The organism is Enterovibrio paralichthyis, from assembly GCF_019209835.1.
GTDB classification, from domain to species: domain Bacteria; phylum Pseudomonadota; class Gammaproteobacteria; order Enterobacterales; family Vibrionaceae; genus Enterovibrio; species Enterovibrio paralichthyis.
Genome location: NZ_JAHUTS010000003.1, coordinates 1 through 25,724, shown reverse-complemented (window position 1 = coordinate 25,724; position 25,724 = coordinate 1). Strand labels below are relative to the sequence as shown.

General features: G+C 51.6%; 22 protein-coding genes and 1 pseudogene. 13 read left to right on the top strand and 10 right to left on the bottom strand.

Going from position 1 to position 25,724, the window contains the following annotated elements:
* Window positions 1-133 precede the first annotated feature (133 nt).
* The 4 genes from torE (at window position 134) to KU854_RS04535 (ending at window position 4,824) form a co-directional block, all read left to right on the top strand.
* Window positions 134-313: a trimethylamine N-oxide reductase system protein TorE gene (gene torE, locus KU854_RS04550; RefSeq protein WP_218357286.1), complete on the top strand. Its 180-nt coding sequence runs from the start codon at window positions 134-136 to the stop codon at window positions 311-313.
* A gap of 46 nt (window positions 314-359) precedes the next feature.
* Window positions 360-1,538, top strand: a complete 1,179-nt coding sequence (torC, locus tag KU854_RS04545) for a pentaheme c-type cytochrome TorC (protein WP_218357285.1) — start codon at window positions 360-362, stop codon at window positions 1,536-1,538.
* Between the two features lie 13 nt (window positions 1,539-1,551).
* Entirely contained in the window at window positions 1,552-4,038 is a 2,487-nt protein-coding gene (torA, locus tag KU854_RS04540; protein ID WP_218357284.1) for a trimethylamine-N-oxide reductase TorA, read from the top strand.
* A gap of 93 nt (window positions 4,039-4,131) precedes the next feature.
* A complete protein-coding gene (locus KU854_RS04535; RefSeq protein WP_218357283.1) occupies window positions 4,132-4,824 on the top strand; it encodes an SOS response-associated peptidase in 693 nt (230 codons plus the stop codon).
* Here KU854_RS04535 and KU854_RS04530 read toward each other — a convergent pair.
* On the bottom strand, window positions 4,821-5,234 hold the full coding sequence (locus KU854_RS04530; protein WP_218357282.1) for a globin family protein: 414 nt from the start codon (window positions 5,232-5,234) through the stop codon (window positions 4,821-4,823). The two genes, KU854_RS04535 and KU854_RS04530, sit on opposite strands and share 4 nt — an antisense overlap.
* Before the next feature lie 386 nt (window positions 5,235-5,620).
* Here KU854_RS04530 and KU854_RS04525 point away from each other — a divergent pair, with 386 nt between their 5' ends.
* Window positions 5,621-6,181 (top strand): GNAT family N-acetyltransferase, encoded by a 561-nt coding sequence (locus KU854_RS04525; protein ID WP_054780009.1) that lies wholly within the window; start codon window positions 5,621-5,623, stop codon window positions 6,179-6,181.
* Between the two features lie 20 nt (window positions 6,182-6,201).
* The gene (locus KU854_RS04520; protein ID WP_218357281.1) at window positions 6,202-6,987 is read left to right on the top strand and encodes an alpha/beta fold hydrolase; all 786 of its coding nucleotides are present in this window, start codon (window positions 6,202-6,204) and stop codon (window positions 6,985-6,987) included.
* A 53-nt stretch (window positions 6,988-7,040) separates the two neighbouring features.
* On the opposite strand, the gene KU854_RS04515 is transcribed toward KU854_RS04520, so the two are convergent.
* The 3 genes from KU854_RS04515 to KU854_RS04505 form a co-directional block, all read right to left on the bottom strand.
* Window positions 7,041-9,974 carry a methyl-accepting chemotaxis protein gene (locus KU854_RS04515; RefSeq protein WP_255555418.1) on the bottom strand — a complete coding sequence of 978 codons (2,934 nt, stop codon included), beginning with the start codon at window positions 9,972-9,974 and terminating at the stop codon, window positions 7,041-7,043.
* Window positions 9,946-10,608, bottom strand: a complete 663-nt coding sequence (locus tag KU854_RS04510; protein ID WP_255555417.1) for a hypothetical protein — start codon at window positions 10,606-10,608, stop codon at window positions 9,946-9,948. The genes KU854_RS04515 and KU854_RS04510 overlap by 29 nt, the downstream gene beginning before the upstream one ends.
* A gap of 168 nt (window positions 10,609-10,776) precedes the next feature.
* Window positions 10,777-11,661 (bottom strand): LysR substrate-binding domain-containing protein, encoded by an 885-nt coding sequence (locus KU854_RS04505; protein ID WP_218357279.1) that lies wholly within the window; start codon window positions 11,659-11,661, stop codon window positions 10,777-10,779.
* A 181-nt stretch (window positions 11,662-11,842) separates the two neighbouring features.
* Here KU854_RS04505 and KU854_RS04500 point away from each other — a divergent pair, with 181 nt between their 5' ends.
* Window positions 11,843-12,742, top strand: coding sequence for a DMT family transporter (locus tag KU854_RS04500; protein ID WP_218357278.1), 900 nt, complete (start codon window positions 11,843-11,845; stop codon window positions 12,740-12,742).
* Between the two features lie 130 nt (window positions 12,743-12,872).
* Window positions 12,873-14,420: a GNAT family N-acetyltransferase gene (locus KU854_RS04495; RefSeq protein ID WP_218357277.1), complete on the top strand. Its 1,548-nt coding sequence runs from the start codon at window positions 12,873-12,875 to the stop codon at window positions 14,418-14,420.
* A 4-nt stretch (window positions 14,421-14,424) separates the two neighbouring features.
* Here the strand turns inward: KU854_RS04495 and KU854_RS04490 are convergent, their stop codons facing one another.
* Window positions 14,425-15,354: a LysR family transcriptional regulator gene (locus tag KU854_RS04490; RefSeq protein WP_218357276.1), complete on the bottom strand. Its 930-nt coding sequence runs from the start codon at window positions 15,352-15,354 to the stop codon at window positions 14,425-14,427.
* Window positions 15,355-15,486: 132 nt separating this feature from the next.
* Between KU854_RS04490 and KU854_RS04485 the strand changes: the two genes are divergently transcribed.
* The 3 genes from KU854_RS04485 to KU854_RS04475 all read left to right on the top strand — a co-directional run bounded on the left by KU854_RS04485 (window position 15,487) and on the right by KU854_RS04475 (window position 17,396).
* The gene (locus tag KU854_RS04485; RefSeq protein ID WP_218357275.1) at window positions 15,487-16,206 is read left to right on the top strand and encodes an SDR family oxidoreductase; all 720 of its coding nucleotides are present in this window, start codon (window positions 15,487-15,489) and stop codon (window positions 16,204-16,206) included.
* 194 nt (window positions 16,207-16,400) lie between these two features.
* On the top strand, window positions 16,401-16,646 hold the full coding sequence (locus KU854_RS04480) for a hypothetical protein (RefSeq protein ID WP_054780012.1): 246 nt from the start codon (window positions 16,401-16,403) through the stop codon (window positions 16,644-16,646).
* Window positions 16,647-17,192: 546 nt separating this feature from the next.
* Window positions 17,193-17,396, top strand: a complete 204-nt coding sequence (locus KU854_RS04475; protein WP_054780025.1) for a hypothetical protein — start codon at window positions 17,193-17,195, stop codon at window positions 17,394-17,396.
* A gap of 182 nt (window positions 17,397-17,578) precedes the next feature.
* On the opposite strand, the pseudogene KU854_RS04470 reads toward KU854_RS04475, so the two are convergent.
* From KU854_RS04470 to norR, 4 genes and pseudogenes are all read right to left on the bottom strand, one after another.
* A pseudogene (locus KU854_RS04470) lies at window positions 17,579-17,761 on the bottom strand (MerR family transcriptional regulator); the annotation flags it as partial.
* 218 nt (window positions 17,762-17,979) lie between these two features.
* Complete coding sequence (locus KU854_RS04465) at window positions 17,980-19,053, bottom strand: FAD-binding oxidoreductase (RefSeq protein ID WP_218357273.1); 1,074 nt, start codon at window positions 19,051-19,053, stop codon at window positions 17,980-17,982.
* A gap of 98 nt (window positions 19,054-19,151) precedes the next feature.
* Window positions 19,152-20,813, bottom strand: a complete 1,662-nt coding sequence (hcp, locus tag KU854_RS04460) for a hydroxylamine reductase (protein ID WP_218357272.1) — start codon at window positions 20,811-20,813, stop codon at window positions 19,152-19,154.
* Window positions 20,814-20,987: 174 nt separating this feature from the next.
* Window positions 20,988-22,517, bottom strand: coding sequence for a nitric oxide reductase transcriptional regulator NorR (norR, locus tag KU854_RS04455; protein WP_218357271.1), 1,530 nt, complete (start codon window positions 22,515-22,517; stop codon window positions 20,988-20,990).
* Window positions 22,518-22,871: 354 nt separating this feature from the next.
* Here norR and KU854_RS04450 point away from each other — a divergent pair, with 354 nt between their 5' ends.
* The gene (locus tag KU854_RS04450) at window positions 22,872-23,330 is read left to right on the top strand and encodes a hypothetical protein (protein WP_218357270.1); all 459 of its coding nucleotides are present in this window, start codon (window positions 22,872-22,874) and stop codon (window positions 23,328-23,330) included.
* Window positions 23,331-23,516: 186 nt separating this feature from the next.
* Here the strand turns inward: KU854_RS04450 and KU854_RS04445 are convergent, their stop codons facing one another.
* Window positions 23,517-24,152 (bottom strand): hypothetical protein, encoded by a 636-nt coding sequence (locus KU854_RS04445; RefSeq protein WP_218357269.1) that lies wholly within the window; start codon window positions 24,150-24,152, stop codon window positions 23,517-23,519.
* On the opposite strand from KU854_RS04445, the gene KU854_RS04440 reads away from it, so the two are divergent.
* The gene (locus KU854_RS04440; RefSeq protein ID WP_218357268.1) at window positions 24,134-25,096 is read left to right on the top strand and encodes a transposase; all 963 of its coding nucleotides are present in this window, start codon (window positions 24,134-24,136) and stop codon (window positions 25,094-25,096) included. The genes KU854_RS04445 and KU854_RS04440 overlap by 19 nt on opposite strands.
* Window positions 25,097-25,724: the final 628 nt, after the last annotated feature.

Below are 25,724 nucleotides of genomic sequence, written 5' to 3'. Positions count from 1 at the left end.
AAAGCATTTGCATTGATAAGTGAGTCAATAAAGAGACACGTCGCTGCAATAACTCTCCTAGACTTGGGGAGATAGTTTGATTCAACAAGGTGCACCTTTGGTTTTGGGGTGCAGGATAGTAAGGAAAAGAGTTATGCAACCTAACGAAAAAGACATTGTGCGGGAGCCCGAAAAACGTAGCTTTGAATGGCGGGCATTCTTTTTTATTGCCGTTTTTCTTTTCCCCATCCTGAGTGTGGTGTTGATAGGGGGATATGGCTTTCTGATTTGGATGAGTCAGGTGTTTCTTTTTGGCCCACCGGGGCACGGCTAATGCCAACTTCCACCGTATCTCAGTGATCGATTAAGAGCAGACTGCCATGAAAGAATTTATCAAAAAACTCTGGGCCACCATGCGACGCCCAGCGACAAAAATCAGCTTGGGCACGCTGACGCTCGGCGGCTTTATCGCCGGCGTTCTTTTCTGGGGGGGCTTTAACACCGCCCTGGAACTGACCAACACCGAACAGTTTTGTATTTCCTGCCACTCTATGCGCGACAACGTTTATCCGGAATTGCAAAAAACCGTGCACTGGTCGAACACATCCGGCGTGCGTGCAACCTGCCCGGATTGCCACGTTCCCCATAACTGGACAGACAAAATCGCCCGTAAGATGCAGGCCAGTAAAGAAGTCTTTGCCCAAATTTTCGGTGTGATAGGCACCCGGGAGAAATTCCTCGATAAGCGGCTGGAGCTTGCCCAACATGAATGGGCGAGGTTCAGTGCCAACGGCTCCCTGGAATGTAAGAACTGCCACCAATACGACAGTATGCAGTTGCATAACCTGCGCCCGGCAGCCCGTCTGCAAATGACACAGGCGGCGGAAAAAGACCAAAGCTGTATCGATTGTCACAAAGGGATTGCCCACCAGCTTCCAGCTGAAATGGACTCCACCGGCGGTATGGTTGGTAAGCTGATCTCCATGTCTCACAGCACCAGCTACGACGTCGGGCAACCACTTTACAGTGTTGATTTCATTGAACTCTACACCGATGAAAACATGGCAACCCAAGGTGCAGTGCTAGAGCCTGCGACCATGGTAACGGCCATCGACGATGGTGAAGACGCAGTGAAAGTGACCCTGACAGGTTGGCGTAAGATGAAAGGTTTTGGCCGCGTGATCAACGAAGACTTTGGCCTGAACATTGCCTCGGCGGCACTTTCCAAAGAAGTGGCGCAAAGCGACACCGATGTCCGCACCTTTGAAACCAAAGAAGATGAGCTGACCGGCCTGACCTGGCAGCGCGTCGAAGTGGATTTGTGGGCGCCGAAAGAAGACTTCCTCGACAGTGTTGACCCCATCTGGACAGAGGCCCAACAGGCATACACCACCAACTGTAGCCTGTGTCATACCCAACCGGATGTGGCGCACTTTGATGCCAACACCTGGCCGGGCATGTTTGACGGCATGATGGGTTTTGTGAACTTCGACCAGGCCACACAGGCTCTGGTACTGAAGTACCTGCAAAAACATTCCAGCACATTTGTAGATCACTGAGAGGGATAACAGCATGACGATTACCCGACGTAATTTCCTAAAAGGCATGTTGTCTGTCAGTGCCACGGCTGCGATTGGTCCCAGCCTGCTGGTGGCAGCAACCGATGCCAAAGCCCATGAACTACTGGACGGTGTATGGCGTACCACGGGCTCCCACTGGGGGGCTCTGCGTGCCCGCATAGTCGGCGGTGAAGTGGTGGAAGTGGTGCCGTTTGGCCACGATAAACATCCCACCGTAATGCTCGAAGGGATAAAGGGCCTTATCTATAACCCGTCCCGTGTCCGCTACCCGATGGTGCGCCTTGACTGGCTGAAAAAAACCGAAGGATGGAACACCACCCGGGGTGATAACCGGTTTGTCCGCGTGACTTGGGATCAGGCGCTGGATCTGTTCTACAACGAACTGGAAAGGGTACAGAAAACCTATGGCCCTTCCGGTTTATTGGCAGGCCAGACCGGCTGGCGCCAGACTGGCCAGTTCCAGAGCTGTACCACCCATATGCAGCGTGCGCTGGCGATGCACGGTTTCTACGTGAAAAAAATTGGTGACTATTCCACCGGTGCAGGTCAAACCATCATGCCTTACGTGCTTGGTTCGACTGAAGTCTACGCCCAGCAAACCTCCTGGCCTTTGGTATTGGAAAATGCCAAGACCATTATTCTGTGGTCAAACGATCCGGTGAAAAACGCTCAGGTGGGCTGGCAGTGCCCAACCCACGATGTGTATGGCTACTTTGATCAACTGAAAGACAAGGTCGCCAAAGGGGAGATCCGCGTCATTTCGGTGGATCCAGTGGTCAGCAAAACCCAGAAATTCCTTGGCTGTGAGCACCAGTACATCAATCCACAAACTGATGTGCCCTTTATGCTGGCCATTGCCCACACCCTTTATACCGAAGATCTGTACGACAAAGACTTCATCAAGATCTACTGCCTCGGCTTTGAACCTTTCATCGACTACGTCATGGGTAAAACCAAAGACAAAGTTGAGAAAACGCCGGAGTGGGCATCCAAAATCTGTGGCATCGCACCGGATGATATCCGCGAGTTTGCCCGCATGCTCACCAAACAACGCACCCAGATCATGTTTGGCTGGTGTGTACAGCGTCAGCAACACGGTGAGCAGCCTTACTGGATGGGGGCTGTGATCGCCTGTATGTTGGGCGGTATCGGCCTGCCCGGCGGTGGTATTTCCTATGCCCACCACTACAGTGGTATCGGTGAACCGGCAACCGGCGCTGCAGGGCCGGGTGGTTTCCCCCGTAATCTGGACCCTGGCATGGAGCCGCTTCATAACAACAACGACTTCAAGGGATATGCCAGCACTATTCCGGTGGCGCGCTGGATAGAGGCGATTGAAGAGCCCGGTAAAGTGATCAACTACAACGGCAGTAAGGTGAAACTGCCGCCAATCAAGATGGTGGTCGTGAGCGGGAACAATCCGTGGCATCACCATCAGGATCACAATAGGATGAAGAAGGCGTATTACAACATCGAAACTGCGGTCACCATCGATTACGCCTGGACAGCTACCTGCCGCTTCTCCGATATCGTGTTGCCCGCCTGTACCCAGCTTGAGCGCAACGATATTGACCTCTATGGCGCCTATTCCGCTACCGGCGTGCTCGCCATGCACAAGCTGGTGGATCCTTTGTTCCAGTCCCGCACTGACTTTGAAATCTTCCAAGGGCTTTGTAAACGCTTTGGCATCGACAAAGACAAAGAGTATGCCCAGGGCATGAACGACATGCAGTGGATCACCAAGCTATACAACGAGTGTGTGGCAGCGAACAAAGGCAATTTTGAAATGCCTGACTTCGAGACCTTCTGGAAAGACGGTTATGTCGGCTTCGGCGAAGGCAGTACCTTTGTGCGTCACGCCTTGTTCAGGGAAGACCCTGAACTTAACCCACTGGGCACACCTTCAGGCTTTATCGAAATTACCAGCCGCAAGATTGGCAGCTATGGTTACGAGTACTGTCAGGATCACCCCATGTGGTTTGAAAAAGCCGAACGCTCCCACGGTGGTCCGGGGTCAGACAAATTCCCAATCTGGCTGCAATCGTGTCACCCGGACAGACGCCTGCATTCACAGATGTGTGAATCCCCGGCATTGCGTGAAACCTACACAGTGCAGGGACGCGAACCGGCGTACATCAACCCTGATGATGCCAAGGCTCGCGGGATTAAAGATGGCGACCTTATCCGCGTCTTTAACGACCGTGGTCAATTGATTGCGGGCGCTGTGGTGTCGGATGACTATCCACCGGGTGTGGTGCGTATCCAGGAAGGGGCGTGGTATGGCCCGACAGGCTCAGCCATTGGGGCGATTGATACCTACGGTGACCCGAATACGGTGACCTTGGATGTCGGCACCTCTGAGTTGGCGCAGGCCTGTAGTGCCTATACCACCATCGTGGATTACGAGAAGTTCCAAGGCGAAGCGCCGGCGGTGAACGCTTTCAGCGGTCCCATCATCGTCAAACCCTCAGAAATGTAATCACCGGACTGTAAACCAAAGAGCCGCCTTTGCGGCTCTTTTTGATCGCCCTATGCTTAGTAGTAATCGAGTACTTACTCTGAGGGACGTTTTATGTGTGGCCGCTTTAACGTAACCGACGATCCCTTTATGCATGGGCTGCTTCAGGGGCTGGGCGTTGATCTCGGGCCGCTTCCCCTTCGCACCAGTGATGATGTGGCGCCGACAGACACCGTCAGTATTGTGATAGAGCAAGACGGACATCCTGTCCTGAACGATGCCCTTTGGTGGCTATTGCTGGAACAGACGCCGCAAGGGTTGCGTCCCAATACCCGCTACGCCAGTTTCAATACCCGCAGCGACAAACTGAATACGCCCGGCAGCGCCGGATTTAATGCATTCCGTACCCACCGCTGCATTGTACCTGTCTCTGGCTTTGTCGAGACCCAGAATGGAAAAGCCTACGCCATAGCGGGGCAGGGAGAGGCGATTGCCTTGGGGGGATTATGCCGGGAGTGGGTAGACAGTGATAGCGGGGAAGTGGTGCGTTCGTGTTCGATTATCACCCTGGCGCCACACCCGAAACTGGTGCCGTTTCACGCCAAATCCATGCCGTTGATCCTGCCGTCTGACCCAGTGGTTTGGCAGCGGTGGCTCCGGTGTGGGGAATATCCGGTGCAGACTCTCAATGATTTGCTGCAGCCGCAGATTCCCTTACCGCTTTCTGTCACCCCCATCGAAAAGGCATCCCTCCGGATACCCAGCGGGGAGACACTCTTTATTGCCGCAGACTTGTTGGCCGGCTAAGCCGCCATCCGTGTTTTCATGGTGTCTGACACCACATGGAGCAGAGTCACCCAGGCTTCGCGCACCTCAGGGGTAAAGTCATCACCCAGTCCGGCTTTCAGGGTGTGGAGCAGGGCGTTGCCAACCGGGGTGAAATGCGATTTCTTCACGCCATATTTAACGTGCCGATCAGCCAAATCATGGAGCACAGGTACCAGGGATTCCAAATCATCCAGCCCATTTACCGCAGCATGAAGCATGGCCATCAGTTTGCGTCCCTGCAGTTTCATATCGCCCTTAAACAGGGCTTTCAGTGACGGATCATAACTAAAAAGGGTTTCGTAAAAGATTTGCGCGGCCTGCAAAGAAATGGGTTCCACTTTCTTAAAACTGTTTTGTATCAGCGTGATTTGTTTCTGGGTGAGTGACATTGGCTCTATCCTTTTTTTTGCAGTATCGAAAATGAGAATTCGACACGCCTTTTTAAAAATTAGGCGAAATCATCCACTTGTCCAATGCAATTCACGGTCTGACTCATGCTGCACAGGACAGTGAATTGCCGTTTCCGGTTGCACGCCGTACAGCGAAAAATCTGGGCTGGGTGTCAGTTTGTCGAGGAAATTTCAAGCTATGTGTTGGCGAATGGGGTCTGACTGCTATAGGTTAGTGATAGGGTATTCAGTCGTGGGTAGCGGATGCCCAGGGTGAAGGAATCATACCCATAAAACCCCCTCTCCCTTGTGGGCTAACAAATTTGGCTGTAAAGGAGGAGGCAGGGAATAAGACCGTGATGAGCGGCGAAGAGACAAGGAGTACCATGTTAACGTTTGATGATGTTTGCTTGCGACCGGCCAAAAATGAAGAAAGGGATCATCTTTGGCACTTTATCTATGTGCAGAATGAATGGAAGGCACATGACGCCCCCTATTTTCCGCTTGAGTACCAATCCCGTTTCCAGTTCCGCCGCAATCTGTTCAAGCGTCTGAAAGAGGCCCAGACCGCCATGGTGATCGAATACAATGGCGAGGCGGTCGGCTACCTTTCCTGCTACTGGGAAGACCAGTCCAACCGCTGGCTGGAAGTTGGGATCACCCTGTTTACCGCCAGGCATTGGGGCAAACGTATTGGCCGTAAGGCACTCACACTCTGGATTTCCCACCTTTTCGAGCAATACGACGTCGCCCGCATTGGCCTGACAACCTGGTCGGGTAACCCCCGCATGATGAAGTGCGCCGAAGCCATGGGCCTGATGGAAGAAGGGCGCATCCGCAAAGTGCGTTACTATCAGGGCGAATACTACGATTCCCTGCGCTATGGCGTGCTGCGTGAAGAGTGGCAAATGCTGCGCTCTGCCATTGAACTGCGCTGTGCCGGTTAGACTATTTACATTGTAAACGAATGCCTCATGTCGATTTCAACGGAACCCACCTTTACTTCCGCCGGGAGGGCTCAGGTCCCGCCCTGGTGTTGCTTCATGGATTAGGCTCCAGCGGGCAGGACTGGCAATACCAAATCGACTATTTTTCCCAATGGTTTGATGTGATTGCGCCGGACTTTCCCCTGCATGGCCGTTCCGGCGGGGAGATAAGCGCATTCAACCTTCCCCAATGCGCCGAGGCTGTAAACGCTTTGCTGGATTCAATTGGCATTGAACAGGCAACGGTGGTCGGGGTTTCTATGGGCGGCATGGTTGGCCTTGAACTGGCAACCGCCTTTCCTTCCCGGGTGACGCGCCTTTGCGTGGTGAATGCACTGGCAGAATGCCGTCCGCGCCGTTTAACCGAGTGGTGGATGCTGCTTTCACGGCGTCTGCTTCTCAAATACGCCAGTATCGAGCGCATCGCCAGCTTGATGGCAAAGCAATTGCTGCCGGGAGAGCAACACGCAGCATTGCGGCAGGAAGTGATTGCGCGTTGGTCAGCCAATGACCGTGAACGCTATATCGCGGCTTTCAATGCACTGTTGCAGTGGGATGTTCTGTCGCGCTTGCCGCAGCTTACTTGCCCCTTGCTGATGCTGGCCTCTGAATATGACTACACGCCGACAGGGGCAAAAAAGGTGTTGGCGATGATTTATCCCGGCGGTGTGTTTGACATGCTCAAAGGTGCTCATCACCTTGCCCCGCTGGAAATGCCCGGTGATTTTAACCGGGCATTGGAACTTTGGTTGGAACAAACTGCGTAGGCAACAAAAAGGCCGGGACGTTCCCCCGGCCTTTTTGTTTACCCTGCAAGCGATTACTTGTTGTCATCACCATCGTAGAACTCAAACTCGATGTCGTCATCGTCATCGTCATCGTCATCGTCATCGTCGATGAATCCGAACGCGACATCTTCTTCGTCGTCTAACTCATCGTCTTCATCATAGTCGTCCTCTTCAAAGTCATCTTCTTGATCTTCATCGTCGACTGCGTTTTCAGACAGAGTAAAGAATGCCATCATCTCCATCATGTCCTGGGCAAGGTTCCACATCCCTTCGCTGGCCGTGGTGGCTTCTTCCACCAGCGCAGCGTTTTGCTGGGTCATGTTGTCCATTTCGGCGATGGAGTGGTTGACCTGATCGATACCGAGACTTTGCTCCTGGGCAGCGTCGGAAATTTCCGACGTTTTTGCGCCCATTTCTTCCACCATAGTGACGATTTCGGTCAGGGTTTTACCCGATTCAGCCACCAGCTCTGACCCCACCGCCACCTTCTTGTTGCTCGCTTCAATCAGGGCTTTGATGTCTTTGGCGGCGCTGGCAGAACGCTGGGCAAGGTTTCTTACCTCTCCGGCGACCACAGCAAAACCGCGTCCATGTTCGCCCGCACTGGCGGCTTCCACGGCGGCATTTAGCGCCAGCAGGTTAGTCTGGAAGGCGATTTCATCAATCACGCCAATAATTTCACTGATTTCTTCGCTGGCTGTTGAAATATCTTCCATGGCCGTGATGGTACGGGCAACGGCTGTCCCGCCTTCCCGCGCTTTACTGCGCGCTTTCACGCTGACATTTTTGGTGATCAGCGCATTCTCGGCACTCTGTTTAACCGTCCCTGTCATCTGCTCCATACTGGCAGCAGTCGTTTGCAGGGAAGATGCCTGCGCTTCAGTACGGAAGCTTAAATCCTGGTTTCCGGAAACAATCTCGCGGGAGGACGAGGCCACAGTGGAGGCCGTTTCACGGATTCGGTTGATCACGTTGGTCAGCTTGTCGATGGTTTTGTTGGCATCGACTTTTAGCTGACCAAGGCTGCCGCTGTAGGACTTTTCGATACGCTGGGTCAAGTCGCCCCGTGACATGGCGGCGAGAATGCGCTGCATATCACTAACGGATGCTTCCATGTTGTTGGTCAGGGTATTGAGGCCTTCTGCCAGGTTGTAGAAGAAACCCTGTTTACCTTCCATGGCGATTTCGGTATCGAACTTACCTTTGGCGGCAGCGGCGATCATGGCATCGATTTCGCGCTCAATTGCCACCTCGGCAGTGCGATCTGTCCATTCGATAACCACGCCGAGGCGTTCGCCATCATTATTGAAAATGGGCATGGCAGTGATGGACATGACTTTGTCGCCGACAAAGAACTCGCTGGTGAACTGGGTGGTCAGGTTTTCCAAGATCTCACGCTGGCGGCTCGGGTCGCGGTGGAAGGCATCGATAGACTTGCCCAACACATTTTTCGGATTGAACCCCGGAATTTCTTTGGCAAAATCATCCGCGGCTTCCACCAGCATGGTGCGGGTCGCGTTGTTTATATAAATAACATCCAGCTCGCTGTTGGCAAGCATGATGTTGTTGGAAACGCTGTCCAGAGCCTGTCTTACCCGGGCGTTTTCATCTGCCACGGCTGCAGCTTCGGCCTCAAATTCCTGTTTGATCTGCTCTGCACGCTCTGCGTTATCCAGCGAGCGGTTGGTCACTTCCTTGATGGCGTTAAGGTCGCCTTTGTATTCCCCATTGATGCGGGTACTTAAATCCCCTTCAGCAATACGTCCCATGACTTTATTGAGTTCGCTAAGGGCGCTTTGCGTTTCATCCATCAGTCGGTTAAAGGCGAGTGCCGACTCGCTGATTTCATCGCGCCCTGTCACCTCCAGACGCTCAGAATAGTCGCCGTTGCGGGAGACTTTCTTCAAGGTCTTAGTCATTGAAAGCACGGGCCTGGTGACTGAGCGGGTAATAATAAAGGCCACCAGAAAACCGACAACAAGGCTGCCAATGCCAGTGATTTTGAGCACGTTGGAGATGTCGTCATTCAGGGCATTGAGTTTTCCTACTTCGCGATTGAGTTGGTTTCGTTGCAGGGCGGAAACCTCATCAACCAGTTGCAATGATAACACCGACAAGGGGGCAGCTTTGGTGCCCAGCAAATACTGGGACATGTTCCAGCGCTTGGATTCGCGGATTTCGAATAGCTGGTCCACCATGCCCGCGAATTTATCCCGGTAGGTGGTGTATTCATTAAAAAGCTTCTCCTGCTCGGAATTGAGCAGGTAACGTTTCTGTTCGATGTTGTAGTAGTTACTGGTATTGGCCGTCCACTGGCTGGAAAAGGTTGCCTTGAACGTTTTGTCTCCATTGATAAGGTAAGAGCGGGTGGCCGCCAGACCGAGGGAGAGTGAGGCGCTGGCGTTGGCAAACAGGCCGAGCAGTTCTTTCCGCTCTGGGGTGGCGGGCAGCCCTTGCTCCACGGTGGTGAGTTGGTTGATGGCGGCCAGCAGGCGGATAACCACAGGCTGGACCTTATCCTGGTACATTGCCTGCGCCGGTTGCTCGGCATCGGTATGGGCGACGGCTTCAGCTTCATCCTGTGCGCTGCGGTATTGTTTAAGGCTCACTTCCAGTGCGCGCAGCTTTTCTGCATACCCGATGATGGAAAGGGTGCTGGTTTTGTTGCTTTTCAGCACCGCCATTTGGGCGTCAATGTTGTCCCACACTTGCTGGCGTTGTTTTTTCAAAATGGGTGTGCCGAGAACCAGGTAGCCGCGCAGGATGGCCAGCGATTTGTTTATCTCCCCGACCAGCTCACTGGCAGCAAGGGTGGAAGGATAGGTCGACGATACCAGCTCGTTTTCGACCCGCTGAAGTTCGTTTAACCGGCTGCTGGCATACATCACCGCCGAAAGGAGTATGGCGAGTAGCAGGCCAAACCCCAAAGCCAGGCGTTTACCGATAGTCAGTTTGAGTATCTTCATATCCATCCGTACCCACTTTATCTTGTTTGTCATCCTCGCCGAGCAGGATGGTCAGTTTGCGGTCAAGTAAATCCACCAAGGCATAAACGTGTGAGGGGGTTTTCGCCCGAGAGCTGCTGCGGTTGCTGTAGAAATCGCCAAGTGGCGTACTGGGGTCGCTTTTGTACATGGTCGCGGCCATGGTATCGAGGCAGGCACCGGCCAGCAGGAACACTTCGGCAGGAATGGCTTTGTCGCTTTCCCGCGTGACACGCCGGACGGGTTCAACACCACCTTTTTTCGCCAATGCGTCGATATGGTCAGCCAGCGAATTGAGCGCGACAAACACCTCTTCCGGAGCATAACCCTCAACGAAATTGATCCGCCGTGGCAGCGTGCGCGCAAGTTCCGGCTTTTCGCGGTTGGCATAGAGCATGACCATGGCATCCATGTTTTTCATTAACGCGAAGACCTGTGTGGGCGTCAGTTCGCCGTACAGATTGGAATAACCGTATTGGGTGGCCTCGGTGTTTTGCTCTGCACTGATTGCGGGTTGCGAAAAACAGGCCAATATCAGTACCCATACACAGCCAAATCCCACCGGTTTTGGGAACAAACGGCGGTTGTTGGGGTTGAAGAATGACCGGGCTTGCATCGTTGCCCACCTCGCTGCACTAAACGTGAGACTGAGTCTCAAAAACAGGGTTTTGGCTCATAGTTAAGTCTAGACACAAATAGCGTAACTGCCTGTTTCTAAGAGACAGGCGGTGCAACAGTGGCGGGGGAGGAAATTGGCGGGTCAGCTCAGGAGAGTGGATCAGCGCTAGGGAACATTGGCTGCGGCGATCTGTTGCAGCCATTGCCCCAGCTTGACGATTTCCGGTTGGCGGGCACGGTGCTTTTTGTAAACAAAAAAGAGGCTGTCACCGGTCGGCATTTCATGCATAGGAATACGCACCAACTGCTCGCGGTCGATTTCATTCATAAAGTAGTGGTTCAGCAAAGTGATGCCGTGGGCATAACGCGCCGCTTCGGTTGCCAGCAGCATGTGGCTGAAGGTGTGGATTTTGACCTGCTTGGGCAAAGCGAAGCCGCCGAGCTTGCACCACTGGGCCCAGTCGTTATCCATTAAAGAGGTCACCGACAACAGGGGATAATCCCAAAGGGCGTCAGGCAGGGGTTTGTCTTTAATTTGCTGCCAGATTTTTTGGCTGCAAACCGGGTACAGGTATTCGTTGTAGAGCAAATCGTATTGGTAGTTCCGCCCCGGCTCGAAGTCGGTAATAAAGCAGTCTGCCATCTTGTCTGACAAATCAGGGTGGTCCGCATACATCTCCAGCGACAAGTCAATTTCCGGGTGGCGGGCTCGGAAATCCGACAGTTGTGGCATCAGCCATTTTACTGCCAGCGAACTGAACACGGCGAGTCTCAACCGACCCGACTCCCCAACCCTAATCTGGTGGCTGGCACGGGCAATGGCCTGCAGTGGATCGCTGATTTCATCGTAATAACGAAGGCCAACAGGCGTGAGCTGAAGGTTGCGCCCTTGACGGTCAAACAGGGACTCCCCCAGAAAATCCTCCAGCAGACGGATCTGGTGACTGACCGCACTTTGGGTCACGTTCAGCACTTCGGCTGCGCGTGAAAAGCTGTTCAGGCGTGCAGTGGTTTCGAAATACTGGACGGCGCGCAGTGGGGGGAGCTTCATTATCGAAATATCTCATGAATGGAGAATAATCATCATTATACGTCATGATTAACTGGGGCTACTATTTAGCGACTGTGAGCTATGTCCCTAAATTATCTGCCCGAAAACAATTTTTTCATTCTGTTCCAACGGGGAGTGGTTAGGGGAAGGCTATTTTTCGTCCCATTTTGGAGCATTGATTATGGGTAACATTTCAGTCGGTTTTGCTATGGCCTTGTTGGTGATAGGAAACCTCAGCGCGACATTTTCTGACGCGCTGGTTAAAACCATGGAAGGCGGGCCAGATGGCGCGATCTTCCAATTCGCACTGTTCCGCCAGATTTCCGCTGTCCTCATTCTGATCCCTTTCTGTTTGACAGCGCCGGCGAAGAACCTGACGTTGGGATTGAAATGGCATGCGCTTCGCGCGCACATCTGGGTGATTGGCGTGTTTTTCTCGGTTGTTGCGCTGACCACCATGCCGCTGGCAACTGCCAATGCGATTTTCTACGCAGCACCCTTGATCATGCTTCCGTTGGCGGCGATCTTTCTGCGTGAAAAGCTTTCTATGGCGTCTGTGATGGCGGCAGTGATCGGTTTTATCGGCGTATTGATTCTGGTTCGCCCAACCGATTTCACCTGGGCGGCGTTGTCAGCCATGATTGTAGCGGTGACGCTGGCTATCAATAACCTGTTGATCCCGAAAATTCCGCGCCAGCAGACGGTGCCACAAACCCTGCTGCTGCATAACCTGATTGGTATTCCGGTGGCGCTGGCACTGGCGTTGTACGAGGGCATGCCGTTCAGTCTGGATCTGTTCTGGCGTGCGGCAGGTTCAACCGCCTTTATCCTGATTTACGCAGCGACCTGTGTGGTGGCGTACCGCGCGGCTGAAAGCAACAAGATTGCCAGTGCCGAATACAGCGGTCTGGTGTGTGCAGTTGGTGTCGGTTTTGTCCTGTTCGGTGAAGTGCCGGATATGCTGATGATGGTGGGAACCACGCTTATCGTCCTGCCGCTTATCTGGCTGGCACACCATGAAAAACGCAAAACCCGCAAAGCGGCGAAACTTGCCGCCGAGCAACTGGCCGAGCCTGCTTAAGTCTTTTCTCCTGAAAAACGCCACGCATCTGCGTGGCGTTTTTGTCTCCGACCTGTTTTTTAATGTGACGGTTTTACATACTTTTGTGGCATGCTCACCCAAAGACGAACAAAGGTAATGGAACACCGATATGGAAAATACGCCGCCAAGACTCTCCCTGAGAACGATTGAGCCGACGGACTACGATGCGTTGGCCGAGTTAATGGATTCTATCTTTCATGACGTTGGCGGATCATGGCCGCGAATGACCATCATGGATCTCATCCACCAGTTTCCGGATGGACAAATCTGCATTGAAGACAACGGCAAAATTGTCGGCGCGGCGCTTACCCTCAAAGTCGATTATGCCCGCATCTCCCTGCCACACCTGTACTCCGAGATCATCGACGAAAACAACGTGATTAAGAATCAGGTTACGGGTGATGCCATGTATGGCCTGGATGTGTTTGTGCATCCGGACTACCGCGGGTTGCGACTTGGAAGGCGTCTTTATGATGCGCGCAAGGAACTGTGCCGCACCATGAATTTCAAGGCGATTCTGGCAGGCGGGCGCATTCCCAACTTCCATAAACACGCCGATGAGATGAGCGTCGCTGAATATATCGACAAGGTGAAGCGCCGTGAATTGCATGACCCTATCCTGTCGTTTCAGTTGGCGAACGGCTTCGATGTAAAACGCATTATGCGCAATTACCTGCCGGAAGATGATGCGTCTGGTGGTTACGCTACCTTGCTGGAGTGGGACAACTTTTTCTACGAAGAAGATATCCAGTCCGTTCACGATGTAGAGAAAACCCTAGTGCGCATTGGGGTGATCCAATGGCAAATGCGGGCGATGCGTGACCTGCAGGATTTGCTTGATCAGGCAGAGTTCTTTATCGCCTCCCTGGCTAACTACAAAGCTGACTTTGCTTTGCTGCCGGAGTTTTTCAATGCACCTTTGATGGGGCTGCAAAATGGACAGAACTCTGTCGAAGCGATTCGCTTTTTGGCCAGTTTCAGCGAGGAGATCAAACACCATTTCTCCCAACTGGCGGTGACGTACAACATCAATATCATCGGGGGAAGTATGCCGGTGATTGAAGATGACAAGCTCTATAACGTTTCCTACCTGTTGCAGCGCGATGGCGAAATCAATGCCCAATACAAAATCCACATCACGCCCCATGAAGAAAAAGACTGGGTGATTGATGGCGGCGACAAAGTGCAGGTGTTTGAAACCGACGCAGGCCGCGTAGGCATCCTGATCTGTTATGACAGCGAATTCCCGGAGCTTGGCCGCATGCTGGCGGAAGAAGGCGTGCAAATCATCTTTGTGCCTTTCTGGACGGACACCAAGAACGGCTACCAACGGGTGCGTTTGTGTTCACAGGCACGGGCGATTGAAAACGAATGTTATGTGGCCATTGGCGGCAGCGTTGGTAACTTGCCGAGGGTCGATAACGTGGATATCCAGTATGCCCAATCTGCGGTGTTTTCGCCGTCGGATATCTACTTCCCGCACGATGCGATGCTCACCGAGGCTAACGCCAATACCGAGATGATCATCTTTGCTGATGTGGATCTGACCAAGCTCAAACAGCTTAACACCGAAGGCTCGGTGACGAACCTGCGCCACCGTCGCCTTGATTTATATGGCGGCTTTACCCAGCCAAAAGATCCGTCCAAGCCGGAATAAAACCCTACTGGAGACCATTGCGCAGTGCCTGCGGAATGGTCTCTACCAAATAGCGGATAAGCGCTTTAAGCCGAGCAGGCTGGTGACGGTCACGGTGATACAGCAAATAAAGCGGTACTTTGTCCACCCGCCAGTCGGTGAACACTGGCTCCAACTCACCCGTTTCAACATAGCGCTCGCAATAGAGAGCAGGAAGTCGGCAGATACCATTCCCTTTCAGTGCTGAACTCAACATCACATGGCCGTTTTTACACTGTAAACTTCCGCCTACCTCAACGTCACAATGTTGCGATGGTTCCTGGGTGCTCACATATCGCCATTTGGCGACCGAACCGGTCAGACAATTGTGCTGGTGAAGCGCCTTAGGATTTTCCGGTTTGCCCTTCCGAGCAAAATAGGAAGGGGCCGCATAAGTACCAATGCGGATTTCCCCCAACTCCCGGCCAATCAGGTTGGAGTCCGCCAATGCGCCCATGCGCAGTACCAAATCAAAGCGCGATTGAATCAAATCAACCCGTTCCGAACTGAAATCCAGTTCGATACTGATCTCCGGGTGTTGCACACAAAAGTCATGGATAGCATCCCCAATCAGGCTTTCACCAATGATGCCGCCAACGCAATTGACCGAAATATGGCCGCGCATGGCATCAGCATCATGACTGGCAAGAAAAATGGCTTCATCCAGCTGTGACAGCGCGGCGCGGCAGCGGACAAAGAAATCTTCCCCCGCCGAGGTCAGGCGCTGCGAACGGGTGGTGCGGATGATTAGCTGCACGCCAAGGCGCGCTTCAAGCTGGCTAAGCTGACGCGACACATGGGCGCGGGAGGCATTCAATTTCTCCGCGGCTTTAGAAAAACTGCCGGTTTCAGCGATAGCAACAAAGCTTCTGATGTCATTCAGGCTTTCACCGAGGAGTGGGTTATTTGTGCTCATTTGGTAACACTGAGTTTTATTGTGACATATATATCAACAATCATGGCGCATCTAGAATACAGACTCAATAACAAACAGCGCTTAAGGCCAGACAATCCGGCCTGGGCGAACAGGTCTCCGAGGTAGAACATCATGAAAAAATTAGCCGTCATCACAGGTGCAAGTTCAGGTATTGGTGAAGCCATTGCAAAACAACTTTCTGCATTGGGTCATCCGCTACTGCTGTTGGCACGCCGCGTTGAGCGTCTGGAAGCACTGAACCTGCCAAACACCCTGTGCAGAAAGGTTGATGTGACAGACAAAGCTGCGTTTGAAGCAGCGATCAAAGAAGCGGAAGCCCAATACGGCGAGACCGATCTGCTGGTTAACAACGCAGGCGTCATGCTGCTGGGCGATGTGACTACCCAGAATGCGGCAGAGTGGCAGAACATGTTCAACGTGAACGTGCTGGGTTTGTTGAACGGCATGCAAGCGGTGCTGGCGCCAATGAAAGCGCGCAACGGCGGCACTATCGTAAACATCAGCTCTGTGGCTGGCCGTAAAACCTTCCCGAACCATGCGGCATACTGTGGCACCAAATTCGCGGTACATGCCATTTCAGAAAACGTTCGTGAAGAAGTGGCGGATGCCAATGTCCGCGTGATTACCATTGCGCCGGGTGCGGTGGAAACTGAACTGCTGTCCCACACCACCAGTGATGAAATCAAAGCCGGTTACGACAGCTGGAAAGAGGAAATGGGCGGTGTACTGAAAGCTGACGATATTGCGAGCGCAGTTTGTTATGCATACGGCTTCCCGCAAAACGTCTGTGTACGTGAGATTGTTATGACGGCAACCCGCCAGCAACCATAACAGACACGAAGAAAAACGGTGATAAAAATCAGCCCTTCGAGGACTCTGTCCCGAAGGGCTTTTTGTTTTCAGCTGGCTAAACGAACCCGGCTGGTTGGAGGTTGCAACAGCGGGGTTGCGCTGCATTGTCAAATCAGTCCATTGCATGAAATAATCCCGCGCCAAACTGTTCCAACCACAATGATGGTGACTTTATGAATAATCCAAACAATATCATCGACAGCCTTGAAGAGCTGGAAGCCTTTCTTATCGCCATCGAAAATGGCGGCCTGGGTTTGACCGGCGTGGCTGGCGTTGCACTTGCCACCAACAATGCGAACGGTCAGCCTTTCGTGGCGGTGCTGGATGACAAGCACCAGCTTCTTCTGGCGCGCAATGTTACCCAGGAAGTGTTTAACACCGGCAAAGATCTGGTACGCAACGGACCGAAAAAGCACTGATCGCAGCTTCAGTCTCGATCTGCATCTCGATCAGAACAAAGGGCGTGGTCGCGCCCTTTGTGGTTCGGCAGGTGGAGCAAATGCCTTCACGCCCCACAAACTGGGGGCAGGTTTTAAGGGCTTCAACCCGAATCACGCAGAGAGTCTATCTCCAATAAATGTTATTTATTACATGTATTTATGGAAATAATTGCCAGAGAAATAATCAGATCTCTCCAGACAAATAAATACGCTTTCAAAAATTTACCTATCTATTCTGCCGACAAGGTGTATACTGGGCGCCGCTCATAAAATCGAGCTATTAATGATATTTTCAGTTCAAGTATCTTCCTAGTTTTCTTTCGAATTACTTCGTCATATTAAGCCATCGAGAGCTTCTACTTTCTATCCCATTTAGTAGTCTCGTTTTACTATTTTAATCTGTTCCTGAGCATTCCCTGGCTGAAAACCAAGCGTGGTTTGGTTTTTATGCTGTCACTGTTTGGGGCGCAAGAAGACCCGTCACGGCTGATGCAGCGTGTGGAGGGCTTCAAAGAGGAAAGTGAAATGAAAAAAAAGAACAATAAATTCCAGAAACAAGCGTGGAAAAACAGCGGTGAAGCACGATTTGAGCAAATGGTAGGGGAATACCAACGCGCGAAAGCTGAGCTTGATGCAATGGAGAAGGATACGCCAGAGCATGCTGCACAACAAAAGCTCTGCGACACATTGTTTTCAAATGCTGAACGTTTCTTTAAACAGCACCAATAAATATAACTTCATAGATTGGCGTTGATATAAGTCCGCTGGTCCTGTGAAAAGAAAAAGCCCGAATTTTCGGGCTTTTTGATTTTTAATATTGGGTAAAGCAGTGTTTAATTTATATTCTTTTATTTTTTAATGTTGAAATGAAATTATCTTTCCGCCAATACGTCTTTTAAAATAAACATGCCGTTCAGCGCCATCCCGGTTTCTTTCAGGCGTTTGATAAAACCAGTCCACTCCAGATCTTTGGTTGAGAAGTCACGATGGCCGCTACTGTTTCTGCGCACGTCTTTCAGCAAGCCGATTTTTTCGTAATACCTGAGGGTGTAAGCGGATAGCCCAGCCAGATGTGAAAACTCTTTCATGTTCATAAGCCCTTCCCTTGGTTTTTGAATCGTGAATAGCGGGTGCCAAAGTCGCTGCTTGGGATTATTCAACATTACAGGTAAAAGGCTGACGTGGGGAAGGTTAGGATGGGGTTGGGCGTTTGGTTTGTGCCCCAAAAGCAACCCCCTCTAACTCCCCCTTGAAAAGGGGGAGGATCAAAGCGGTGTGCAAACCGGACCGTCTTCCGTCTCCCGCACCTCACTCACCCAATCTGCACTTCCAAATCAGATTCCACAGATGACGAGCACGCCAATACATAGCCTTGCTCGATTTCCTCCGGTGTCAGGGTCTCCTGACTGGTAGAGGTGACGCTGCCTTTGCGAACCTTGCATTTGCACGAACCACAGATGCCACTGCGACAGGCGACAATGATCGGTAAGCCTGCGTTTTCCAGCACATCGGCCAGTGGCTGGCCTTTTTGGGCGTCTAGGGTTTGGGCAAAATCCGGGACGAAGACACTGACGCTTTCAGTGGAACCAGCAGTTTCTGTCGCTACACTTTCTGCGTTGGCGGCGGGCGTGAAGCTTTCTTGATAGAAGTTCGCCATATCAAAGCCAAGGTCGCTTAAATAGCACTGAACGTCCTGCATAAACTGGCTTGGGCCACACAGGTAAACGGTGCGCTCCCTGAAATCCGGCACCAGTTCCTGTAACCATTCAGCATTCAGGCGGCCTTGCGGGTGCGCGGTTCCTTCACGGTTTTTCAACAGCAGCTTGAGGTGAAAATCGGGGTAGACCGCGTCCAGCGTTTCCAGTTGATCGAAATAGATGGTTTCTGCCGGGCTGCGGGCGATGTGCAGGAAAGCGATATCGACGTTGCTCTCGTTCTCCTGCCCTGCATGGTGTAACCAATGTTTCGCCATGGAATAGACCGGCGTGATGCCACATCCGGCGCTGATGAGCAAGGTTTTGGTTGATCCTTCTCGTTGGGCTGGCGGGTGATCGATACAGTTAAAATCACCGGTCGGTGGCAAAGCCTGAACCGTATCGCCGGGCAACAGTGAATCGACAATGTAATTGGAAACCCTACCGCCCTCGACGCGCTTGATGGTGAGCTGAAGGTAGTCGTCACCGTTTATCGAACTGATGGAATAGGCGCGGAATTCCATTTTCCCGTCAATCTCAACGCCAAGGTTAATAAACTGACCGGGCTTGAACTGGAACAGAAGCGATTCGCGGAGATCGGCCAGTTTGATGCTGACAGTGTCATGGGTTTCAGTGTTTTTATCGATGCAGCGGAGCGTGACGGGCTGGTTACCTTGCCATTCAAAAAACATAGTCTTCTCTATCGTGCGGTGTGGAAAAAGTAGATGGTGGAACTGGTGCGTTGAGAAAACGCCCCACGGCAAAGCGGGGCGCAATGGGGCGTTTGAAATTACGCCGCCAGAATCGCTTTCAGATCGTCCTGCACATTGCCAATGCTGCGCATGTCGAACTTCTCCTGAATGATCGCGATAAGGTTCGGTGTCAGGAACGCTGGCGCAGTAGGGCCGGTGTAAATGCCTTTTACGCCCAACGCAAACAGGGTCAGCAAGATCACAATCGCTTTCTGCTCGAACCATGACAGTACCAGTGTCAGTGGCAGTTCGTTGATGTCGCAATCGAACTCTTTTGCCAGCGCCAGCGCAAGCTGGATAGCCGAGTAGGCATCATTGCACTGACCGACATCCAGCAGGCGAGGGATGCCGTTGATGTCGCCAAAGGTGTTCTTGTTGAAGCGGAACTTACCGCACGCCAGCGTCAGGATCAGGGTGTCTTCCGGCGCTTCAGCGGTAAAGTCGGTGTAGTAGCTGCGCTCGGCCTTATCACCGTCACAACCGCCCACCAGGAAGAAGTGTTTGATGTTGCCCTGTTTCACCTGATCGATAACCGCTGGGGCGGCATTCATCAGTGCGTTGCGGCCAAAACCAACGGTAATGTGGTGTTCAATTTCATTGTGCTGGAAGCCAGGCAGTGCCAGTGCACATTCGACCACTGCGCTGAAATCGTCACCTTCAAGGTGCGCCACACCCGGCCAGCCGACAATGCTGCGGGTAAACAGGCGGTCTGCATATTGGCCGACATTCGGGTTCAGCAGACAGTTGGAGGTCATTACAATCGCGCCTGGGAAGTTGGCGAACTCTTTCTGCTGGTTTTGCCATGCGCTGCCGTAGTTACCCACCAGGTGCGGGTATTTCTTCAGTTCCGGGTAACCGTGTGCAGGCAGCATTTCACCGTTGGTGTAGACATTGATGCCCTTGCCTTCGGTTTGTTGCAGGATTTTTTCCAGATCGTGCAGGTCGTGACCGGAAACCAGAATACATTTGCCTTTCACGGGCTTGACGTTAACCGTGGTTGGCTCTGGGTGGCCGAAGGTTGCGGTTTCGCCCAGATCCAGCATTTCCATCACTTTGTAGTTCATCAGGCCGATCTGCATTGAGCAGTCCAGCAGCGCACCCAAATCTTCAGGGTCGGTACCCAGCCACGCCATGATGTCATGGTACTCGGCGTAGATATCGTTATTGGTTTGCTCCAAAACGCGGGCGTGCTCCATGTAAGCCGCCGCCCCTTTCAGGCCGTAAAGGCAAAGCAGGCGCAAGCCAATCACATCTTCATGCACTTGGTCTTTACCGCGGTTTACCGCGACTTGTGGGGCAAAGGCCAGGATTTCTTCTGCGCTGTAAGGCAGGTCGAATTCAGCAACAGCAGGCACGTTTTCCAAAGTTTGGTTTGCCAGCGTGGCAGCCGCCAGTACCTGTTCTTTCAGCTTTGCTTTGTAGCGTGCGGCTTGGGAAGTCAGAGCCAGAATACGCTCAGGGTCAAAGTTGACGTTGGTGAGGGTCGAGAAGAATGCTTTTGGCGCCCACTGGTTGATTTCATCGTTGATGATGCCGAACTCACGCGCTTTTGATGCCCAAAAAGAAACCCCTTGCAAGGTGTAAACCAGCACGTCTTGCAGATCAGAAACTTCAGAGGTTTTGCCGCACATACCTTGTGCAAATGAACAACCTTTAACAGCAGGGGTTTGAATTGTCTGTTCGCATTGAATACAGAACATATTGGGGTCTCCAGTGATTGTTGTAATCGTCGTGATATTTACCACTGGAGAGCAGAATGCGTGCCAAAAGTTATCTATTTGAAATTTATGATTTTTGTTGTTTTTAAGCAGATGGAATGATGTCATTAATACAACGCGGAAAGTGTCTTAATGACATCGAACACTAGGGAGTGCCTATTTGTTAATCCCGAGCTTTTTGCCCATTCGGTACAGATTGCCCCGATCCATCTGTAAAAATTCCGCCGCTTTTGCCCACACGCCACCATTTTGGCTCAAAGCATGTTCAATTAATTCACGCTGGTAGCCTTCAACCAGGTCACGCATCGGCTGGCTTTCTTTTGGCAAATAGTGCGATGTGCTTTTGACATCATCCAGCGCCAGCGAGGCATCAAAGTGGCTTGAAAGAATGGTCACCGCGCCTTGTTGAATGGCATGCAATGCCGCGCGGGTCAGGGTGTGTTCCAGTTCGCGTACGTTGCCATACCAGGGCTGGGATTCCAGCTGCGCCAATACTTTAGGGTGCACGTGCAGGTTGGGCGCATTGAAGTGTTGGCGCACTTTTTCCAGCAGGTATCCTGCCAGAACAGGAATGTCCCCCTCACGGGCGCGCAGCGGCGGCACGTGGATAGGGAACACATTCAAGCGGTGGAACAGATCGGCGCGGAAAGTACCAGCCTCGACTTCTTTTTCCAACTGGCGGTTGGTCGCCGCCACAATGCGGACATTCACCAGTAAATGCTGGTCGCTGCCGACCCGTTGCAGTTCTCCCTGCTGAATAACCCTCAGTAATTTTGCCTGTAAAACCAGCGGCAACTCACCGACTTCATCAAGGAAAATGGTACCGCCATCTGCCAGTTCGAATTTCCCGGCCCGGTGGCTGTTGGCACCGGTGAACGCACCTTTCACATGACCGAACAGCTCACTTTCGGCCAGTCCTTCCGGCAAGGCGGCGCAGTTCACGTAAATCATCGGCTTGTCGCTGTGAAGGGACTGGGCATGCACCGAGTGGGCGACCAGCTCTTTACCCGTGCCGGTTTCCCCGGTGATCAACACGGCGTAATCAGACTTGGCAACGGTGGCGATATTGTTTCTCAGCTGGGTGATTTGCGGGCTTAACCCCACCATGTCACCGTGCTGGGAACGCGCCTGTTGAATCAGGGTCTGGGTGACACTTTTCTGCTTCTGGTTCTGCGCCTTAAGCGCTTTAAGCTGGGCAATGTTGCGAAGGGTCGCAGCGGTCAACGCCGCAAAGGTTTCAATGGTGACCGGGTCGATATTATCAAACGCACCGACCGCCATGGCATCCATGGTCAATGCCCCGACAAGCTGGCCTTCGACATACAGGCTGAACCCCATGCAGTCATGGACATCAATGCACTGATCTTCACTGAGCAAGGTGCCGTCAAACGGATCCGGTAACGGACAGTCTGCATCGAAACGCACCGGCTCGCGGCTTTGGATAATCGCCTCCAGCCTTGGGTGTGCTTTGGGAAAATAGCGACGACCCAGCACTGAACTTTGCAATCCCCGCACTGCCACCGGCGTAAGAAAGCCATCCTGATCCAAGATAAACAGGCAGCTCGCATCGCAGGGGAAGACCTGCGCCACGCCATCAATCAGGCTTTGGTATTGCTGTTCGTGGGAACGGTTGGAACTGAGGTTAAGCGCGATATTGAGCAGAACATGATCGACGGTCGGAGACATAACACACCCGGAAAAAGCCCAGAAAGTGGCCATGCTAGCAAGCTGATGTCATTTGAACATCGAAAGCAGGTAAAGAATGATGTTCCATTGACGACGATCAACTGACACGGCAATTCCGCATTACAGTGATATGCATCTGGTTTTCCGATCTAGATTGAAAGTGTTGTCTGTTTCTTGCAAACCTTGCCATCTAACCACTCCTTTTCTGCAAAAAGTGCAACGGCTATGAGTGGTTTCTTCTAGCCGCTCTGAAAGTGATTAAGCGCGTCACATACATTGTTATTTTCACGCCATCATAGGCTTTTGGAACGACTGTTGTGCGTTATCAGAGGTACCTAATAAATGGCATTCCGGATGGAAAGAAAAACACTTTGGGGAGTTGCTGCGTTGTTCATTGGGCTCAGTTTTGGTGTGCAGGCTGATGGAGCGCGGATGCAGGCATTCACTGATGCTGTGCAAGAGAAGGTGACTGATCAAAACCTGATGCTGATAGCGATGGAAGCGGGTAAACGCTGGACGCAGACGATAGAGATTTATACTGGAAATGCGCCTGTTCCAGATGCTCAAACAGCGCGGCATATTGTCGCCCGTTTGGTAGCAATTGACTTGTGTCTGAGCGATTTACACAGTAAATCGCCGGACATTCCTAATATCAAAGACCTTTATTTCCCTTCGTTAGAGGATGCTGTTTTATCCGTTCAGGTGGCGAATAATATGGCGCAATTTGTCGGAGATGAGGATCTTCTGATGGAGGAAATCATTGCGCAGACGGAATGTGAGGTCTTAGCGGAAGCCATACGGAAAGAAGGGTAATGAGTAGCAATTGATACTCGATCTTACGCATCCACTGGTTAGTCACGAAGAGATCACAAAGTCGGTCTGGTTGAACCGAGGGAAAAGCGAAGTAGGCGATTTTGTTGTTCGAGAGCATTGGCTGCTAACGCAGCCAAAAAAAGCTATTGCCTATTGACCTGAGAAGGGCGCATATGTGTTAGATTTTTATGCTGTTGCGTACTTTTTGTCTCCCCTAAGCCCACATAAAGTACGCCATGTTTCAGTATCGATTTTTTTCGCACCATATTGTCCATAAACGCCCCATGCATATGAGATATCTAGATCCCAACAAGCATCGCACTGCAATGCTTCCTTCGGAACAGTTAGATTGAGGATATCATGAGCAATGCTGTCAATACTTGACGGGATAGCACAGTAGCAATTTTTACTACCTAAGGGATCTCTTAGATTAATTGGACCAACATATCTTCGATAGGTCCTTGGGAATTTCTTTCTCAGTCTTTGCTTTGCCGCTTTTAAAATACTAAATTCGCCATGAGTTGTCGCATTACGAATGAAATTCAACAGACTTTTTTCATTGTCGTACTCACCTTGATTTATTCGAGCGAAAGTTTCTTGTAGCCGAATAGACCGTCTTGAATTTTGATTTGCTTGGGCTCGGCTTAGTTTCTTATAGGGACAGACACTATAAGAAAAGCACAAATCTGTCATTTTCATCATTCTAAAATCCCGCTCTAACTCTCGGTAATCTAAGCTGAAATCATTTCGCCGCCACGCTACTTTCAAACCATTGTGATTCTTCATACATGACGGTAGAAATAATGACCAAAGCGCGTTCATCCCTTATTTCCATTGACGCCACGCCTTACTATCATTGCGTGTCACGCTGTGTGCGTCGTTCTTTTCTATGTGGTGTTGATGAATCAGCGGGAAAGAGTTTTGAGCATCGGAGAGGATGGATTGAGAAGCGGCTGTTGGCGCTTTCTCAGGCTTTCTGCGTTGATGTGTGTGCGTACGCCATTATGAGCAATCACTACCACGTTGTGCTGCACATCAATACCGACAAAGCGAATGCACTATCGCCTTTGGAAGTTGCAGAGCGGTGGTTGGCGTTTCATCAAGGGCCAACTTTAATCCAACGTTGGTTGCAAGGTGGTGAACTGTCAGACGCTGAAACAGCCCGTTGCCTTGAAATAGTGGAATGCTGGCGTGGACGCTTAACCTCCATCAGTTGGTTTATGCGGCTCCTTAATCAGCATATTGCAGTGGAAGCCAATCGGGAAGATGGGTGCACCGGGCACTTTTGGGAGGGGCGGTTTAAAAGCCAGGCGTTATTGGACGAAAAGGCGTTGGCTGCTGCGATGGCCTACGTTGATTTGAATCCCGTTCGTGCCGCTATCGCAGAGACGCCAGAACAATCAGAACACACTTCCGTCAAAGCTCGAATCGAAGCACTTAGGAAAGAACAAGCAACTGCGCCTTTTCTGTTTCCTTTTGTCGGCAACCCAAGAAAAGAAATGCCTGCTGGACTGCCATTCCGGCTGATGGATTACCTCGAATTGGTTGAATGGACTGGACGGCAACTTCGCGATGACAAATCCGGCCATATTGATAAGGCTTTGCCGCCTCTACTGGAACGATTAGGTTTGGAACCAGACAGTTGGCTTGATACCTGCACACGTATTGAGCGTGGAAATATCATTGGTACTCAAACGGCGATTCAAGCCGCCCTTCCTCATCTTAAACGACATCGGGTATCTGGGCTGCGATTACCCGACCACTAATTCAAACGCGCTAGCTAACTCAAAAACATGATCAGACGGACGTCTGAGCCTTGTGCTTTCTTCAATTCGCAAACTGACCGTTAGATTCCCCATCACGCTGAAAAATAAACTCAAATAGATAGTCTTAGGGATTAAAAGCATCCGTTGAGGCAGCTTCAAGCTCTCTAATTTTTAAAGTGCCTGTCCCATGTTTTTGAATTTTTAAAGTGCCTGTCCCATGTTTTTGGAAAGAACAAGCAACTGCGCCTTTTTTGTTTCCTTTTGTTGGCAACCCAAGAAAAGAGATGCCTGCTGGACTGCCATTCCGGCTGATGGATTACCTGGAGTTGGTTGAATGGACTGGACGGCAACTTCGCGATGACAAATTTGGTCATATTGATAAGGCTTTGCCGCCTCTACTTGAACGATTAAGTTTGGAACCAGACAGTTGGCTTGATACCTGCACACGTATTGAGCGTGGAAATATCATTGGCACTCAAACGGCGATTCAAGCCGCCCTCCCTCACCTTAAACGACATCGGGTATCTGGGCTGCGATTGCCCGACCACTGATTCGAATCCGCTAGCTAGCTTAAAACATGATCAGACGGACGTCTGAGCCTTGTGCTTTCTTCAATTCGCAAACTGTC